This is a genomic window from Burkholderia pulmonis (assembly GCF_984667975.1).
In genome coordinates this window covers 1905978-1922288 of the sequence record NZ_OZ480187.1, presented here as the reverse complement: position 1 = coordinate 1922288, position 16311 = coordinate 1905978, and the positions used below count along the sequence as shown (strand labels likewise).

The 16311-nt window shown below is 66.8% G+C and carries 16 protein-coding genes; 9 read left to right on the top strand and 7 right to left on the bottom strand.

The window, feature by feature from the left end; translation table 11 throughout:
* Positions 1 to 7 precede the first annotated feature (7 nt).
* From AC5LXK_RS25340 to AC5LXK_RS25320, 5 genes are all read right to left on the bottom strand, one after another.
* Positions 8 to 1564: a nitric oxide reductase activation protein gene (locus AC5LXK_RS25340; RefSeq protein ID WP_493391424.1), complete on the bottom strand. Its 1557-nt coding sequence runs from the start codon at positions 1562 to 1564 to the stop codon at positions 8 to 10.
* Positions 1561 to 2400, bottom strand: a complete 840-nt coding sequence (locus AC5LXK_RS25335; RefSeq protein WP_493391423.1) for a CbbQ/NirQ/NorQ/GpvN family protein — start codon at positions 2398 to 2400, stop codon at positions 1561 to 1563. The genes AC5LXK_RS25340 and AC5LXK_RS25335 overlap by 4 nt, the downstream gene beginning before the upstream one ends.
* A complete protein-coding gene (locus tag AC5LXK_RS25330) occupies positions 2400 to 2882 on the bottom strand; it encodes an AmiS/UreI family transporter (protein ID WP_493391422.1) in 483 nt (160 codons plus the stop codon). The genes AC5LXK_RS25335 and AC5LXK_RS25330 overlap by 1 nt, the downstream gene beginning before the upstream one ends.
* 68 nt (positions 2883 to 2950) lie before the next feature.
* Positions 2951 to 3988, bottom strand: coding sequence for an aliphatic amidase (locus AC5LXK_RS25325; RefSeq protein ID WP_322088858.1), 1038 nt, complete (start codon positions 3986 to 3988; stop codon positions 2951 to 2953).
* Between the two features lie 486 nt (positions 3989 to 4474).
* Positions 4475 to 5791: a TolC family protein gene (locus tag AC5LXK_RS25320; protein WP_493391421.1), complete on the bottom strand. Its 1317-nt coding sequence runs from the start codon at positions 5789 to 5791 to the stop codon at positions 4475 to 4477.
* A gap of 380 nt (positions 5792 to 6171) precedes the next feature.
* Between AC5LXK_RS25320 and AC5LXK_RS25315 the strand changes: the two genes are divergently transcribed.
* The 7 genes from AC5LXK_RS25315 (at position 6172) to ppk2 (ending at position 13768) form a co-directional block, all read left to right on the top strand.
* Positions 6172 to 6345, top strand: coding sequence for a hypothetical protein (locus tag AC5LXK_RS25315; protein WP_006495012.1), 174 nt, complete (start codon positions 6172 to 6174; stop codon positions 6343 to 6345).
* 225 nt (positions 6346 to 6570) lie between these two features.
* Complete coding sequence (locus AC5LXK_RS25310; protein ID WP_021159490.1) at positions 6571 to 6756, top strand: hypothetical protein; 186 nt, start codon at positions 6571 to 6573, stop codon at positions 6754 to 6756.
* A gap of 144 nt (positions 6757 to 6900) precedes the next feature.
* Positions 6901 to 9021: a peptidase domain-containing ABC transporter gene (locus AC5LXK_RS25305; protein ID WP_493391420.1), complete on the top strand. Its 2121-nt coding sequence runs from the start codon at positions 6901 to 6903 to the stop codon at positions 9019 to 9021.
* Positions 9018 to 10022, top strand: a complete 1005-nt coding sequence (locus tag AC5LXK_RS25300; protein WP_493394056.1) for a lysophospholipid acyltransferase family protein — start codon at positions 9018 to 9020, stop codon at positions 10020 to 10022. The genes AC5LXK_RS25305 and AC5LXK_RS25300 overlap by 4 nt, the downstream gene beginning before the upstream one ends.
* A gap of 12 nt (positions 10023 to 10034) precedes the next feature.
* Entirely contained in the window at positions 10035 to 11330 is a 1296-nt protein-coding gene (locus AC5LXK_RS25295; RefSeq protein WP_493391419.1) for an HlyD family secretion protein, read from the top strand.
* A gap of 4 nt (positions 11331 to 11334) precedes the next feature.
* Positions 11335 to 12729, top strand: a complete 1395-nt coding sequence (locus tag AC5LXK_RS25290; protein ID WP_493391418.1) for an OmpW/AlkL family protein — start codon at positions 11335 to 11337, stop codon at positions 12727 to 12729.
* Positions 12730 to 12817: 88 nt separating this feature from the next.
* On the top strand, positions 12818 to 13768 hold the full coding sequence (gene ppk2, locus AC5LXK_RS25285; RefSeq protein WP_493391417.1) for a polyphosphate kinase 2: 951 nt from the start codon (positions 12818 to 12820) through the stop codon (positions 13766 to 13768).
* Positions 13769 to 13818: 50 nt separating this feature from the next.
* Here ppk2 and AC5LXK_RS25280 read toward each other — a convergent pair whose 3' ends face one another.
* Both AC5LXK_RS25280 and AC5LXK_RS25275 read right to left on the bottom strand, forming a co-directional pair.
* A complete protein-coding gene (locus tag AC5LXK_RS25280; RefSeq protein ID WP_493391416.1) occupies positions 13819 to 14406 on the bottom strand; it encodes an IMPACT family protein in 588 nt (195 codons plus the stop codon).
* Positions 14407 to 14587: 181 nt separating this feature from the next.
* Complete coding sequence (locus tag AC5LXK_RS25275) at positions 14588 to 15445, bottom strand: LysR family transcriptional regulator (protein WP_493391415.1); 858 nt, start codon at positions 15443 to 15445, stop codon at positions 14588 to 14590.
* Between the two features lie 129 nt (positions 15446 to 15574).
* On the opposite strand from AC5LXK_RS25275, the gene AC5LXK_RS25270 reads away from it, so the two are divergent.
* Together AC5LXK_RS25270 and AC5LXK_RS25265 are read left to right on the top strand one after the other, a co-directional pair.
* Positions 15575 to 16153, top strand: a complete 579-nt coding sequence (locus tag AC5LXK_RS25270) for a DUF4865 family protein (RefSeq protein ID WP_493391414.1) — start codon at positions 15575 to 15577, stop codon at positions 16151 to 16153.
* Positions 16150 to 16275 (top strand): hypothetical protein, encoded by a 126-nt coding sequence (locus tag AC5LXK_RS25265; protein WP_493391413.1) that lies wholly within the window; start codon positions 16150 to 16152, stop codon positions 16273 to 16275. The genes AC5LXK_RS25270 and AC5LXK_RS25265 overlap by 4 nt, the downstream gene beginning before the upstream one ends.
* The last annotated feature ends 36 nt before the right edge of the window (positions 16276 to 16311 follow it).

The following is a 16311-nucleotide window of genomic DNA, read 5'->3' as shown; positions in this document are numbered from 1 at the left end:
AGGGCCGTCACGCGGTCAACCGCCCGGCCGCGTGCGCGACGACGGCGGGCAGGGCGTCGCCGTTCGCCGCGTGCAGGCAGCTCGGGCCGATGCCAAGTATTGTAGACAACCCGGGCGGCGCGCCGAACGACAAACCCGCGACCGCGACGCCGCGCTGCCGGCCCTGGCGCGCCGCATGGCGCGCATCCTCGACGAGATAGCGCGGGTCGAACACGTCGATGTCGGCGGCTTCGCCGTCGCCGATCATCAGCACGGCGGCGCGCGCGCATGCCGCTTCGCGGCGCAGCAGCGCCAGCGCATGACGCAGGGCCGCGCCGGTGCGCGTGCTCATCCCCGCGTCGGCCGCGAGCAGCGCCGCGCGACGGCCGGCGTCGAACGCGTCGCCGAAATCCTTGAAGTGCGCGTAGTACACGCGATGGCGGCCATCCGACGTGTAGCCGTGCACGGCCCAGCGGCGACGCTGCCGGTCGAACAGGTCGCCGAGCACGAAGGCGGCGCGTTTTTCGAGCGCGGCAACGTGCGCGGCCGTCGATGCCGACAGGTCGAGCAGGATCAGCACGGGCCCATGCGCATCGTGCGGCACGCGGCGGCGGAACACGCGCGGATCGGGCACCTGCCCGGCGCGGCGCGCGATGCGGGCGGCAATCGCCGCATCGACATCGAGCGCATCGCCGTCGAGCTGGCGGCCGACGCGCCGCATCGGCTCCGCCGCGCGCGGGGACGGCATCCGTTTCGCCGCGCGCCGGTCGGCTTCGATCAGCGCGGCCAGCGAGCGCGGTGGCGCCGACGTGACGGGCGCGCGTTCGACGATCGTCGTCCAGTCGCGGCGTTCACGTTGCGTGTGGCAATTCCACTCGGGATACCGACGCGCATCGGGCGGCAATTGCGGCTCGTCGTCGGGTTCGTCGCCGTGGCCGCCGGTTGCGGCCGACGTCTCGATGCCTTCGTTGCCGGCCTGTTCCGATGCGGCGGCCGGTTGCGCCCACAGCCACGCGTTGTCGTCGCGATAGGGCAGCCATGCGCCGTCATCCGGCTCGAAGCGCACGCGCATCTGGCCGAGATCGTTCGCGAGCCGCGAAGCGATCGTGCGGAACGCACGATAGTCGTCGAGCCGGTCGCGCAGTTCGGCGAACAGTTGCACGCCCTTGTCGACCCACGGATTGCCGTCGCGATATGTCGGATCGAACAGCGCTTTCGCGAGCCGTGCGCACAGGCAGCCGAACGTGAGCCCTTCGCGGTCGATCGGCGCGAACGCCGGTGCCCAGAACGTCGCGAGCCCCGGCCATGTGCGGGCGAGCAGCGTTTCGACCCGCGCATCCTCGATCAGGCCGGCAACCGCGAGGCCGATCGGCGTCAGTTTGTCGGCCGGTTCGCCCGACGGCGAATGCCGCCAGTGCGCGAGCGCGTGCGCGGCCGCCGCGATGCGCGCGGCGGGCGGCAACGTACCCGGCACGCGCAATGCAGCGTGGCCGAGCGTCGTGCGCACGGCCGCATCGTCGAGCCGCACGTCGGTTTCCCGGGCGGTCATCCCGTGCAGGAAGCGGGCGAGGTGCAGCGCACTCATGTCGCGAAGTACGCGGCAGCCATCGTCTGCAACGCGGCGCGCGTGTCGGCGTCGTCGCTGGCCGCGTCGCTGATCGCGATCCGGCACGCGTCGAGCGGTGCGAGCCCCGCGACGATCAGACGGGCCGCGTGCACGAGCAGGCGCGTCGATGCGCCTTCGTCGAGCCCGTTGCCGGCCTGCGCCAGCGCACGCGTGCGCTGCGCGAGATCGACGAGCCGGCGCGCGGTGTCGCGGTCGGCGCCGCTTTCGCGCACGACGACATCGGCTTCATGCGCGGCATCCGGATAGCCGAAGTCGATCGCGACGAAGCGCTGCCGCGTCGACGGCTTCAAGCGCCGGTGTTCGCCGTGATAGCCGGGGTTGTACGAAATCACCAGATGGAAATCCGGATGCGCGTGCACGACTTCGCCGAGCCGGTCGAGCGGCAGCACGCGCCGCGAGTCGGTCAGCGGGTGGATCACGACCGTCGCGTCGGGGCGTGCCTCGACGATCTCGTCGAGATAGCAGATCGCGCCATGGCGCGCCGCGAGCGTGAGCGGCCCGTCGGCCCAGTAGGTGCCGTCGGCGTCGAGCAGGTGGCGGCCCGTCAGGTCGGCCGCCGAGGTATCGTCGTTGCACGCGACCTGGATCAGCGGCAGGCCCATGCGCCACGCCATGTATTCGACGAAACGCGTCTTGCCGCAGCCGGTCGGGCCTTTCAGCAGGACCGGCAGGTGATGGCGGCAGGCCGTCTCGAACCAGTCGGCTTCGGCGCCGGCCGCCTGGTAGAACGGCGCGTCGGCGATGCGGTGTCCGGCGAGCGGATCGGTGGCAAGCGGCGTATCGCGTGCGCTCATTACCACCTCCCCGTCATCATCAGCATGCCGGGCAGCCAGCAGGTGCCTATGCCGATCGCGATCGTGTAGCCAGGCAGGAAGCGCACGGAACGCTTCAGCCCGAGCGCGACGAAGAACAGGAACCACAGGCTCGACCACAGCAGCCACATCACGCCGAAGCGCACGTCGTGCGACGTGCCCGCGTAGACGAGCGCGCTGATCGCGACGAACAGGCAGTACCAGCCGAGGCCCGCGCCTTGCAGCCCGCGCCACTGGACGGCCGCGAGATACAGGTACGTGAACGCGAACAGCAGCCCGCCCGCGCTCGAGAAATACTGCGGCGGCGCGGACGCCTGGACGAGGCCGGCAAGGTTGATCAGCAGCGCGAGCAGCCCGACGAGCAGGTTCAGGCCGGCCGCGTCGCGCGGTTCGATGCGGCCGGTGAGCGCGACGCCGTTGACGACCAGCACCGCGCCGATGAAGAAAAGAGCGACACCGAGCATGATGAGGGCTCCAGAGTGGGGCGGAGCCGTTCGCGCACGCGGCGCGAACGGCCGGGCAGGGCGCGGGCTCAGCGGTGCGCGGGCGCTTCGGACGGAATGCCTTCGATCGGACATTCCGGCGTGCCGGGTGTCGCGCGTGTCAGGCGTTCGACGGCCTGGCGCGTGCCGTCCGGATCGTTCACCCAGTTCGCGTAGAACTCGAACGGGCACTGCGCGACGCCGTTCGGCGATTCGCCGGAGCCGATCTTGCCCGTGTAGCCGCGGTGCAGCAGCTTGTACAGGTGGTTCTGCGACTGCATGTTGCGGCGCGCGTCGCGGATCAGGCTGACCGACAGCTCCGCATACTGCACGCCGTTTTCTTCCTCGCCGCATTCACCGAGCGTGCGGCCGTCGAAGCCGACGATCGCCGAGTGGCCGAAATACGAATACACGCCGTCGAACCCGGCTGCATTCGCGACCGCGACGTAGCAGTTGTTCATGAACGCCATCGCCTTCGACACGAGCACCTGCTGGTCCTTCGCCGGGTACATGTAGCCCTGGCAGCGCACGACGAGCTCGGCGCCGCGCATCACGCAGTCGCGCCAGATCTCCGGGTAGTTGCCGTCGTCGCAGATGATCAGGCTGATCTTGAGCCCCTTCGGCCCGTCGGCGACGTACGTGCAATCGCCCGGATACCAGCCTTCGACGGGCACCCACGGCATGATCTTGCGGTACTTCTGCACGATCTCGCCCTGGTTGTTGATCAGCACGAGCGTGTTGTACGGCGCCTTGTTGGGGTGTTCCTCGTGGCGCTCGCCGGTCAGCGAGAACACGCCCCACACGTTGGCCTTGCGGCACGCGGCCGCGAAGATGTCGGTTTCCTCGCCGGGGATCGTCGATGCCGTGTCGTACATCTCCTTCGCGTCGTACATGATCCCGTGCGTCGAATACTCGGGAAACACGATGAGGTCCATGCCGGGCAGGCCGCGCTTGATGCCGACCACGCGCTCCGCGATTTCGCGGGCGTTCGCGATCACGTCGGCGCGGGTGTGCAGGCGCGGCATCTTGTACTGGACGACGGCGACGCCGACGGCGTCGTTGCTGCTGGAAATATCGCCATGACGCATGGTGTGCTCCTGGTTCAGGTGAGGACGTGCGTTTTCGAAAGACAAAAAAAAGCCCTTGTCTCGACGAGCGAGGCAAGGGCTTCTTTGCCGGTCCGTTCATCCGACAACGCTGTCGGATAACGGGAATGCGGATAAGTGGCCGGATGCGCGGCCGGCGAAGCGCGGGCTATCGGGCTCGCGCTGCGCACGATCGTGGGACGTCTTTGTCCACCGGATCGATGGGAAGCACTCTATGCAAAGTTTTTTTGGGACGCAACATCGCGTATACCCCTGCACGTCGCGAGGGCGTCGCGCCAAGCGCTGCATGCGACCGGGACCGCGCATTGCGCGGTGCGATCACGCAGGGTCGGACGCAAGTTATCGGGAATCGATGAGCAGGAGCACGCGATGCATCGGCGACGAAGTCATGGCCGGTCGACGCATCGGCATCCCTTTAAAGTTGCGGACGCAACTTTTTTTGAGGCGCCGGCACATGTTGAATTGCACTCAACTCCGGTCGTTCGCCGCGTTGCTTTCGAGGAAGCTGTCCACCGCGATCAGCGACTGTTCGTCGAGCGTACCGAGCACGCTTTTCAGCTTCAGCTGCAGCTTCAAGGCATCGAGATAGCTGTCGAACAGTTTCTGCCGGATACCGGAGATGTCGCGCCGCAGGTTCAGCGTTTCGTACGTCGTGCTGTAGCCGACCTGGTGCGCCTTCATCGAGGAATCATAGGCGAGTCGCGCGGCCTGCAGCGACTGCTGCAGCGCGCGGATGCGCTTGCCGACCGATTCGAGCGCGGACAGCGCCTCGCGGTGATCGGTGCCCAGCTGCTCCTCGACCTCGCGCAGCCGGTTGCGGTATTGCTCGGTCACGTGCTCGGCTTCCACCTGCCGGTAGTACACGCTGCCGCCGGAGAAGATCGGGATCGTCACCTGCACGCCGAACGCGCTTTGATGAAAATCCGAGCGATCGGTGAGCCCGCGCAGGTTCGGATTGAGCCCGCGCGAATACGACGCGAACAGGTCGACGGTCGGCAGATGCTCGGCGCTGACGCGTTTCGCCGCGAGCCGCGCGACCTGGACGTCGCGATACGCCTGCCGGTACGCGGGGTTGTCCTGCGGCGCGTACTCGCCGGACGGAATGCGCGGCGACGAGCCGCGCATTGCAAGCCGCGGCCAGCGCGAGAAATCGATCGTCGAACCGAGCAACGTCTCGTAGCGTGCGCGGCGCGCGTCGACGTCGGTCTGCGCGAGCGCCTCGTCCGATTGCGCGAGACTGCGGCGCGCCTCGATCTCGGCCGTGTCGCCGATCGTCTTCATTCCGAGCTGCGCCATGCGCCGCGTATCGCTTTCGAGCCGCGTGAGCGCGCTGACTTCGTCGTCGGCCGACTGCAGTTTCTCGCGCGCGCTCAGCAGGTCGAAGCACGCGTTCGCGACACGCAGGATCAGGTCCTGCTTCGCGACCTCGAGCTTCTGCCTTGCCGATTCCTCGTACTCGGTCGCACGCCGCATGTCGTACAGGTAGGGCACGTTGAACAGCGCCTGCGTGACCTGCGCGGCACCGTACGCGGCATTGTTCGACCCGCTGACGTCGATACCGAACAGGTTCGCGTGCGTGCCGTAGCGCCCCCATTCGAGTTGCGCGGTGGCCTGCGGCAGCATCTGCGCGCGCGCCTCGGGAAATTTCTGGCGGGCCGCATCGTATTCGCTGCGTGCCTGCAGGTAGCGCGGATCGTGCACGGACGCATACTGGTACGCGGTGTCAAGGCAGAACGCACGGGCGTTTACCGACGTGCAGGCCATCGTTACAGCGAATAATGTCATGGTTGCAAGTCCGGGATTCCACCTAGTCGAAAATCTTGATAGGGAAATACCCGTATCCGCTGCCGCCGATCCGCGATTCGCACGCCTCGTTTCAAACATGGCCGTCTCCGTCTCCTGCCCGTGCCGCAATGCATTGCGGCGGGATTTAAACGTTTTGAAATTGAAATTCAAACAGCATGAATGTCTGCTACCCGTCACACACCGGAAAACGCACCTGTAAGAGTGTGTCCTCCATTGAATTCCGATGCGACCGCATGATAGCCTGATTTCGGCTCGTAATCGCAGTGATTATTAGATTAACAAGTCGCTAGGGATTAAAAGCCGTTTGTCTTTCAATGAAGGTTCTTTGCATCATCTTTATTTTTTACGAGGAGAGAATGATGAAGGTCATGACGACGGAACAGGTCAGGAATGTGCATGGCGGCGGTGCGATCAGCTCGCTGGGCAGTCTCGCCGTTGACGCCGCGCCGGTGGTGACCGCGCTCGGCCAGTTCCTGCCGAGCCTCGGCAATTACCTGCAGAACCCGAAGACGTTCAATAACACCGGCAAGTAACCGCCGTGCGCGGGGAGGCGCCCCCCGCGTGAAATGCTGCGAAACAGAAGGAAAAGAATCGATCGCCGCAGTGGAAATAAAGCGACTCCGAAATGCATTGTTTCGGAATCGGGCGATTATCAGGAGGCAGGAGTGCCGGATTATCCCCGTAATAAAGCAAACGGCCATTGGGTTTGCAATTGGCTGACGGCTGAAGGCATTCCGAAAATATAAAGGCCACGAAAAATGCGAGACATCACGGAAGAACAGGCCCGCCAGATTCGCGGCGGCGCGTCGCTTTACTCCAATTCGGCCGCCTATACGGTCGATCTCGTGAACCAGTCGATCGGGACCACGCTGCAGGGCCTGATGACCCAGTACCAGGCCCGCGCCGTCGAACAGTTCCGGATGTCGCTCGGCTCGTCGCGCTGAGCGGCCCGCCGGGCAACCGGCAACACCGATCTTTCTTCGTAGCCGGCAGCGCGCCGGCTACGCCCATGCGTATCGCGCACGACCCGCCACGGGCCCGCATCGGCAGGCCCGGGCGGCGCGTTGTCGCGCCCCGGGTGCCCGACCATGCTCTTCAATACGCGTAAAGTCCGTCCGGTCCTGCAGGACGAGGTGACGGAGTGCGGCCTGGCCTGCCTCGCGATGATCGCGTCGTGGCACGGGCGCGAAACGACGTTGCGCACGCTGCGCAACCGCTACCCGGTCCGGATCGATTCCGGGCTGTCGTTCTTCGACCTGATGGAGATCTCGAACGATCTCGGCCTGCGCGCCCGCGGGCTGCAGTTCGACGCGGGCGAACTCGACGCGCTCAAGACGCCGTGCATCCTGCACTGGGGGATGAACCACTATGTCGTGCTGACGAAGGTCGGCTACGGCAGCGTGCACATCGTGGATCCCGCGCTCGGCGAAACGAAGCTGCCGCTCGCGCAGGCGCTCACGCACATCACCGGCTACGCGCTCGAACTGAATCCGGACATCGGCTTCACGCGGGCGGGGCAGGCCGACCGGATCCGGCTGCGCGACTACCTCGAAGGATTGACGGGCATCCGCAAGAGCCTCGCGATCGGCATTGCCGGCGGCGTTGCCGCGCAGCTCCTGCTGCTGCTCGGCCCGTCGTACGTGCAGCTGACGATCGACGAGGCGCTGAAGAAGACCGACGTCGACATCCTGTACCTGCTGACGATCCTGTTCGCGATCGTGTTCCTGTTCGACACGCTGTACGCGAACCTCGTCGGCAACATCAAGAGTTACCTGCGCAACATCGTGTCGCAGCAGCTGTCGGCGAACATGGTCGGCCATCTCGCGCGGCTGCCGATCGGCTATTTCCTGTTCCACAACACCGGCGATTCGATCTCGCGCGTGTCGTCGGTGTCGGAGGTCGGGCGTTTTCTCGTCGACGGGCTGGTCGGCGGGCTGCTGAATATCGTCACCTGCACGCTGACGCTCGTGCTGATGCTGTACTACAGCCCCGTGCTGGCCGGCATCAGTCTCGCCGGAATGGTGCTGTTCGCGCTGAGCCGGCTCGCGATCCAGCCGCAGCTGCAGGACGCGATGTCGCAGATCCTCACGCGCGGCGCCGAGGCCGATGCGCTGCTGATCGAGAACATCCGTTCCGCGCACTCGATCAAGTTGCTGTCGGCCGAGACCGCGCGCAGCAGCCTGTGGGTCAACGCGTTCACGCAGAAGCTGCAGGCGATGCGCCAGCAGGAGCGGCTGCAACTGCTGTTCGATGCGATTTCGAAGGGGATCGTGCACGTCGAGCAGCTCGTGATCGTCACGTATGGCGCGTGGCTCGTGATGCACGGGCAGAGCACGATCGGCGTGATCTACGCGTTCATCCAGTACAAGAACCTGTTCGCGGACAAGTTCATCGATTCGATCCAGCTCTACGTGCGCCGCAAGGTGCTGCAGGTCCACATGGACCGCGTGGCGGACGTGCTGCAGACCGAGACCGAGGAGCCCGCGCCGGACGCGGTCGTGCGGCCGGTCGACGGATTCGACGGCACGCTGGCGATCCGTGCGCTGTCGTACACGCCGAAGGGCGGCAACCGGCCGATCCTGCGCGACGTCGCGCTCGACGTGCCGGCCGGCAGCAAGATCGCGATCGTCGGCCGCACCGGCAGCGGCAAGACGACGCTGCTGAACCTGATCTGCGGGCTCGTGCGGCCGGACCCCGGCACGCTGTTCGTCGGCGGCGTCGATCTCGCCGAAGTGAACCTGCGGCAGTACCGCAAGCATCTCGCGGCCGTCACGCAATCCGACCAGCTGTTTCGCGGGACGATTCGCGACAACATCACGAACTTCGCGCCCGCGCCGCGGATCGGCGCGATGTTCGACGCGGCGAAGCTCGCGTGCATCCACGACGAGATCGAGCGGCTCGACCATCGCTACGACACGCCGCTCGGCGATACGCAGAAATTCCTGTCGGCCGGCCAGATGCAGCGGCTGCTGATTGCGCGGGCGCTGTATTGCGAACCGCGCCTGCTGATCCTCGACGAGTTTTCGTCGAACCTCGACCAGGCGACGACGCACGAGATCTGCCGCAACGTGCTGACGCTGCCGTGCACGATCGTGCTCGTCACGCACGACGCGTCGATCCTGTCGATGGTCGACCGCATCTACCAGATGCACGAGGGCGTCCTGGCCGATGTGACCGACGCATGGCGCGCAAACGAGGAGATGCGGTGATGCTCGGGCGACTCTTCCTGCTCAATCCGTTCTCGTACGCGTTCCTGGTGCGCCGGGCAGTGCGTGCCGTCGCGCTGCGCACGTCGCCCGCACGCGGGCTGCGGCTGATGCGCTGGTGTTCGGGCGCGTGCCTGCGCTGTTTTCCGTGCATTCGCGAGTCGATCGAACGTGCGGTCGCGTACATGCTGAGCGCGCACCTGAACGACGATCCGCGACGCGTGCGGGAGGTGTCGGCCGCGATCGTGCGCGAGCTGTTCGAGGCCGAATTCGCGGGGCTCAAGCTGCGCACGCACAGCCTCGAATCGATGAAGTCGATGATCGACGGAATGGCGTGCGAAGGCGACGAGCAACTGCGCACGGCACTCGCACGAGGCGGCCCGCTGATGCTCGCGGGGCTGCATTTCGGCAACCTGATGCTGTTCGTCACGAAGCTGCGCTTCATGATTCCGGACGACCGCAAGCTGATGGTGATCCTGCACCGCGATGCGCCCGGTGCGTTCTTCGACGATGCGCTGCGGCTCGTTGACGAATACGGCGCAGGCGAAGTCGATTTCATCGACATCGAGGAGCGCGTGCACCTGCGGCGGCTGATCACGAGCCTGCGGCGCGAGTCGCCGGTGTTCCTGCTGTTTTCCGACCTGCATGGCAAGTTCGGCAAGACCAACCGCTGCCGGCTCGGCGGGCGCTGGGTACGGATGGCCGGCGGCGGCGTGAAGCTCGCGGTCGAGCAGGGGATTCCGCTGCTCGTCGCCTATGCGACGGGCGTGCCGTTCCGCGATCGCTGCGCGGTGCATTTCACCGAGCTGGCGGCCAGCCCGCTCGCGCCGATGCTCGGCACGGACGACGATGCGTCGCCCGTGGGCGAGACGCACCAGCGCATCGTCGACCGCCTCGAGCAGGCGCTCGTGCGCCAGCCCGAGCAATGGCATTTCTGGGAACACTTCACGCCTTACCTGATGCCGACGCCGCTGCTCGATGCGGCCGCGCGGCGTCGCTCCTGACGAGCCTGCCCCATGCCGACCTGGAACTCCGCCCTCCGAGAACAGAAGCCGTCGCGCAAGCTCGCGCGCGGCACGACCTTCGGCACCGTGATCCACGGCGTCGTCGACGTGCCGGTGTCGATGCGGTTCTTCTGCTACCTGTCGCTGGCGATGTTCGCGATGTTCGTGACCGCGCTCGTCAAGCTGAGCTATGCGAATACCGAGAGCGTGTCGGGGATGCTGACGCCGCGCTCGGGGCTGATCGGCGTCAGTGCGCCGCCGGGCTGGGCCGTACGCGACATCTACGTCGGCAAGGACCAGCACGTGAAGGCCGGCCAGCGGCTGCTGGCGGTGACGCGCGACACGAGCTTCGTCAGCCAGGCGAACAACGTGCAGGGGATGCGCATGGCGCTCGACCGGCAGCGCGTCGAGGTGAAGCAGCAGATCGACGCGGCGCAGCTCGAATACCGGTCGACGGTGCAGCAGATCAATCAGCAGATCGCCGCGCAGGGCGAGAGCCGCGGGCTGATCGACCGGCAGATCCAGGACCAGAAGCGCATCGTCGACGAGTACGGCGAGCGGCGTGCGCGCGTGAAGCAACTGCTCGACGAACAGGTCGTGACGCTCGAACAGTACAACCAGGTCAACACGCAGTACCTGCAGGCCGGACAGGCGTACCAGGACCTGCTGCTGCGCCGCGCCGAACTCGCGAAGAACGCGATGAAGCTGCGCGGCGACCTCGACACGATGCAGAGCAAGTACGACGGCGCGAACGCGGAGCTGAAGATCAAGCAGGAGGAGCTGAACGCGAAGGAATACAACATCGACGAGAACGTGAACCAGGTGCTGTATGCGCCGGCCGACGGGCAGATCGTGCGCCTCGACGTCGTGCAGGGCGGCGTGATCGACCCGCCCGGCACGCGTGTCGTCGAGATCCTGCCCGCGAAGGCCGACGGGCTGATCGCCGAGGTTTACATTCCGTCGTCGAAGGCCGGCTTCGTGAAGAAGGGGCAGGAGGTGAAGGTCGCGTACGCAAGCTACCCGGTCGAGAAGTTCGGCACGTATCGCGGCAGGGTGCTGTCGATTTCACCGGTGGCGTTCTCGGCGAAGGAACTGAATCTGCCGGGCGATGCGGCCGTGCCGCAGACGTACTTCAAGACCTGGGTGGAACTGGCCGACCGCACGCCGGCGTTCGAGGGGCGGCCGCTGTCGCTGCGGGCCGGGATGATGCTGAAGGCCGACATCGTCCTCGAGCGGCGCAGCCTGCTCGAATGGCTGTTCGAGCCGCTGTACCGGATCCGCCAGCGCCTGTTCGGCGTGCCGGCCTGAGCCGATGGCGAATCGCGATACGTGCCGCCGCCGCCGGCGGCCGGGTGCCTTGCGTCCGCTGTCGCGCTGGCTCGGTGCGACGCTGTTCGCGTGCGCGGCCGCCGCACACGGGGCGCCGCAGCCCGACGGCGACGCGGACCCGCATTGGCAGGCCGGCGCCGACGGGATCGGCTTCTGGCCGGGCGGCGATGCGGACGGCTTCGATGCGAGCGCGTGGGCGACCGATGCCGGGCCGGCACAGGGCCGGCGCGATGGTGCTTCCGGCGACGTGCCGCAGCCCGACGTCGTTCCGTTGACCGCACGCAAGATCACGCTCGGGCAGCGAACCGGCGGAGCGGGGCGCGCTTGCGCCGCAGCGCGCGACGATGGCACGGACGGCATCGGCTTCGACGATGGCAGTGCCGGCGGCGGCTGCGATCCGGCCGCTGCGCGCGACGCGTCGGCGGACGACGCCGCCGCGCGCGGCGTCGTCCATGCCGACCGGATGCCGTACGAGCTGCATCCGGTCGATCCGTCGCGGCTGCCCGATCTGCCGGCCGCCCAGGCGCCGCCGTTGCTCGAGCAGCTGATGGGCGACGACCGCAACATGATCGGCCTTGGCTGGCACTTCATCGCGACGACCGGCCGGTCGTCGCCCGTGACGACACGCACGGACGCGCTCGGGCTGAACAGCTTCCAGAACGCGGGTTCGAGCCTGTCGCTCAGCAATACGAACACGCTCGCATTCACGTTCACCCACTTTTTCTCGGAGAACTGGGCGACCGAAGTCGGCGGCGGCATTCCGCCGGTGCTGACGCTGCGCGGGCACGGCAGCATCGCGCTGCCGCTGGACCGTATTTTTTCGGGCGTCCAGGGGCGCTTTCCGCTGATCGACCTCGCGAACACGCAAAGCAACCCGCTCGCGACCACGCGCGCGTGGCTCGGGTCGGTCGTGTTCAAGTACTACCTCGGCGAGCGCGACGATCGCTTCCGCCCGTTTGCGGGCATCGGCGTCAGCTATACGCGCTTCACGAACACGAACCTGAACCCGGTATTCCAGCGCAAGCTTGCGTCGCTCGGCGGGCTGCTCGCGGCGGGCGGGGATATCGGCAGCCTGCAGTCGCTGCTGCTCGACCCGGCGTTGTTCCAGCGGATCTGGGATGCCGGCGGTGACCTGCTGCTGTCGGGGCGGACCAACGTATCGGCGAAGGTGAAGAGCGTGTGGGAGCCGGTATTCACCGTCGGTGCCAGCTACCAGATCACGCGCCGGTTCTGGATCACCGGGATGGTCACCTACATCCCGCTGCGCACGAAGATCACGCTCGATATCAGCCAGCCGAACCGGACGCTCGCGTCGAACACGTTTGACATTTCCGCGAATCCGGTGCTGGCCAGCGTGCTGCTGAACTTCCGCTTCTGACGGGCGCGGCCGCCCATTTTCATGAATTTGACGCGCGACACTGGGATAATGGCGGAGTTTGGCTGCGTCAATGATGGAAGGAGGCCCCATGGGCGACAACGATACCCGCACCGAGATCGACAACGCCGCCGATATGGCGTCGATGGAAGCACGCCAGCGCCGTTTCGAGGAGGATCTCGTCGATGCATATGACGAAGAGCTCGAGATGGAGCTCGACGATCGCCGCTTCGACGACAGCGACGAGCTGCTGTTTTCGCTAGAGCGTCGCGAGGCGCGCAAGGAATATTTCCGCGAGCTGTTCCGTCTGCAGGGCGAGCTCGTGAAACTGCAGGACTGGGTCGTGAACACCGGGCACCGGCTCGTCGTCATTTTCGAAGGGCGCGACGCGGCAGGCAAGGGCGGCGCGATCAAGCGGATTACGCAACGGCTGAACCCGCGCGTGTGTCGTGTCGCCGCGCTGCCGGCGCCGAGCAACCGCGAGCGCACGCAGTGGTATTTCCAGCGCTATGTCGCCCATCTGCCGGCCGGCGGCGAAATCGTGCTGTTCGACCGCAGCTGGTACAACCGCGCGGGTGTCGAGCGCGTGATGAATTTCTGTACCGACGACGAGTACGAGGAGTTCTTCCGGTCGGTGCCCGAGTTCGAGAAGATGCTCGTGCGCAGCGGGATCCAGATCGTCAAGTACTGGTTCTCGATCACCGATCATGAGCAGGAGACGCGCTTCCAGAGCCGGATCGAGGATCCGCTGAAGCAGTGGAAGCTGAGCCCGATGGATCTCGAAAGCCGCCGCCGCTGGGAGGCCTATACGGCCGCGAAGGAAGAGATGCTGCAGCGCACGCATATTCCCGAGGCACCGTGGTGGGTCGTGCAGGCCGTCGACAAGAAGCGCGCGCGGCTGAACTGCATCCACCACCTGCTGGGCCAGGTGCCGTATCACGAAGTGCCGCATCCGTCGATCGATCTGCCGCCGCGCGAGCATCACGAGGACTACATCCGCCGCCCGGTGCCGGACAACATGATCGTGCCGGATACTTACTGACGCCGGCATTCGTCAGGCAAAACGGTGAAGGCGGGCGCGTTGCCCGCGCGTTACAACGCCGGAAACCCCGAGCGCCCCTGCGTCAGATCGAACAGTTCGGTTCGCGCATCGGCCTCGGCGGTTTCCGGCAGCTTGATCACGAGCTTCACCGTCATTCCATACGCGCTGTCCGCCAGTTCATAACCGGCCTGCTCGATCCAGCGGCGCACGCGCGCCTCTTCGGGGTAGCCGATCTCGATTGCGAGCCGCGTGTAGCGGATGCGCTCGACGCGCTCGGCATCGAGCAGCGCCGATGCGATCGCATCGGTGTACGCACGTACCAGCCCGCCCGCACCGAGCTTCACGCCGCCGTAGTAACGCACGACCGCGCCGAGCACGCCGTCGAGATCGTGGTGGCGCAGTACTTCAAGAATCGGCCGGCCCGCGGTGCCCGACGGCTCGCCGTCGTCCGACATGCCCGACTGGCCGCCCGCCAGCAGCGCCCAGCACACATGGGTGGCCGCCGGATGCTCGTCACGCAGGCGCTGCAGCACCTGCATGGCGGCGTCGCGGTCGTCGACGGGAAGCGCATACGCGATGAAGCGGCTCTTGCGGATCTCGAGTTCGGTCGTACGGGGAGCGGATAGGGTGTAAGTCACGTTGATCGTCAGGGGGCACGCGATCGATGCAATCGCGTGCCCGTATTCCGGATGTTGTCCTTGTATCGGCCGCGGTAGACGCGCGGCGCGTGTCGAAGCATACCGCGTGCGGGACGGGCGGGCGGCGAAACGCCTGGTGAGCGGGGGGCGTCCGGCATCCGACGCCGGCACCGATCCGTGCTTACCGTGCGCCGACCGACGACCTGAGCGCCGCGCCCAACGTGCGCAGTGCCTGCCGGGCGCGCGCATCGGTCAGGCTTGAATGGAGCACCACGTCGCGCGTCGGCAATGGCGGCAGCCCGTATCGCGCACCGACGTCGACGGTGCCGACAGGCGCCACGCGATGCCCGAGCGCCGCGACGGCCAGCCCGGCGGACACTGCCGCGCCGATCGTCGCGACACCGCCGCCGACGAACACTTCCGTCCACGCGACACCGGCTTCGTCGAGCGCGCCGATCGCCATGCGGCGCACGCTGCACGGCTCGGCCTGCGTGGCCAGCCGCAGCGGCTGCGGCGGATGGTACTCGAAATCGCTCGCGGCCATCCAGCCGAACGACTCCGACAGGATGGTTTCGCCGTCGAGCCGCCGGCTGTCGTGCTGCAGCGCGACGGCGGCATCGAGCTGGCCGCGATCGAACGCATCGAGCACGTCACGCGACGCGGCGACGCGGATCTCCAGCACGAGCGTCGGTTCCGCTTCGCTCATGCGCCGCAGCAGCATCGGCAGATCGGCGCCGACGACATGGTGGCTGACGCCGATCACCAGCCGCCGCTGGCCGGTGCCGAACGCGCCGATCGCGCCGTGATGCGCGGCGACCAGTTCACGGGCCGGTTCGAGGAACGCGGTGCCGTCGGCCGACAGCCGGACCTGCCGCGGCGTGCGTTCCAGCAGGCGGCGGCCGAGCCCGTCTTCCAGCCGCTTGATCTTCAGGCTCACCGCGGACTGCGTCGTGTCCATCGCTTCCGCAGCCCGCGTGAAGCTCTTGAGGTCGGCGGTCAGCACGAACGCCTGCACGGCCTCGATGTCGAGCGTTTTCATCGCACCCTCATTCATTTGAAAATCGAATCATTGAAATATTCTGCCACCGACTTTTCAAATGATTCAAGGTCTTCTACGCTGTCTTCAGGCCATCCAGTATTCCCGCGTTTTCTTCTCCAGGAGTCGATCATGCTGACCGCGTACTATGTGCACCGCCTGCCGGCGGACTACGACCTCGACATCATCCGCAATCGCGTGCGCGAGCGCGGCCGGCTCTGGGACGACACGCCGGACCTGCTGTTCAAGGGATTCCTGCTGCGCGAAGCCGGCCGCTACGGCGCGACGGAGAACGGCTACGCGTCGTTCTACCTGTGGCGCAACGAGCAGGCGTTCACGGGGTTCGTGACGGACGGCCGCTATCGGGTCGTGACGGACAGCTTCGGCCGCGCGCCGATCGACACCCAGGTCGCGCTCGATGCACGCAAGGGCCGTGCGGCGACGGGACGCTTCGCGCGCCTGGAAACCATCGAGATTCCGGCGGATGCCGACCTCGACGCGACGCTCGCCCGGGAGGTCGCGCGCAATCGCGAAGTGGCGGCGCGGCAGGGCGTGGTTGTGGCGGCCGTCAGTCTCGACCCGCTACGCTGGCGGCTGACGCGGGCGCTCGTCACGGAACACGAGCCGGACGACGGCGGCGCGGGCACGGTGTACCAGGTGCTGCATCTGGCGAGGCCGATGCTCGATACGCTGGAAGCGGGCGGCGCGTGAAGGCCGGCGCAGCGTCGCGATTGCCGGCCGGCTTGGTGGTTGCTGCGCATCTGGCAGGTGTAGCGGCAGGCATCGCCGCGATCGCGGCGCTCGCGACGATGCTGGCGCTGTTGATCAGGTAAGGTGAGCCGGCAGATTGGCCAGCGCGGGGGCGCGGC

Bases quoted from the DNA above. Each gene is read 5' to 3' on its own strand.
- AC5LXK_RS25335 (WP_493391423.1), bottom strand. From the start codon at position 2,400: ATGAGCGCACGCGATACGCCGCTTGCCACCGATCCGCTCGCCGGACAC.
- AC5LXK_RS25305 (WP_493391420.1), top strand. From the start codon at position 6,901: ATGCTCTTCAATACGCGTAAAGTCCGTCCGGTCCTGCAGGACGAGGTG.
- AC5LXK_RS25290 (WP_493391418.1), top strand. From the start codon at position 11,335: ATGGCGAATCGCGATACGTGCCGCCGCCGCCGGCGGCCGGGTGCCTTG.
- AC5LXK_RS25275 (WP_493391415.1), bottom strand. From the start codon at position 15,445: ATGAAAACGCTCGACATCGAGGCCGTGCAGGCGTTCGTGCTGACCGCC.
- AC5LXK_RS25315 (WP_006495012.1), top strand. From the start codon at position 6,172: ATGAAGGTCATGACGACGGAACAGGTCAGGAATGTGCATGGCGGCGGT.
- ppk2 (WP_493391417.1), top strand. From the start codon at position 12,818: ATGGGCGACAACGATACCCGCACCGAGATCGACAACGCCGCCGATATG.
- AC5LXK_RS25330 (WP_493391422.1), bottom strand. From the start codon at position 2,882: ATGCTCGGTGTCGCTCTTTTCTTCATCGGCGCGGTGCTGGTCGTCAAC.
- AC5LXK_RS25340 (WP_493391424.1), bottom strand. From the start codon at position 1,564: ATGAGTGCGCTGCACCTCGCCCGCTTCCTGCACGGGATGACCGCCCGG.
- AC5LXK_RS25295 (WP_493391419.1), top strand. From the start codon at position 10,035: ATGCCGACCTGGAACTCCGCCCTCCGAGAACAGAAGCCGTCGCGCAAG.
- AC5LXK_RS25325 (WP_322088858.1), bottom strand. From the start codon at position 3,988: ATGCGTCATGGCGATATTTCCAGCAGCAACGACGCCGTCGGCGTCGCC.
- AC5LXK_RS25270 (WP_493391414.1), top strand. From the start codon at position 15,575: ATGCTGACCGCGTACTATGTGCACCGCCTGCCGGCGGACTACGACCTC.
- AC5LXK_RS25310 (WP_021159490.1), top strand. From the start codon at position 6,571: ATGCGAGACATCACGGAAGAACAGGCCCGCCAGATTCGCGGCGGCGCG.
- AC5LXK_RS25320 (WP_493391421.1), bottom strand. From the start codon at position 5,791: ATGACATTATTCGCTGTAACGATGGCCTGCACGTCGGTAAACGCCCGT.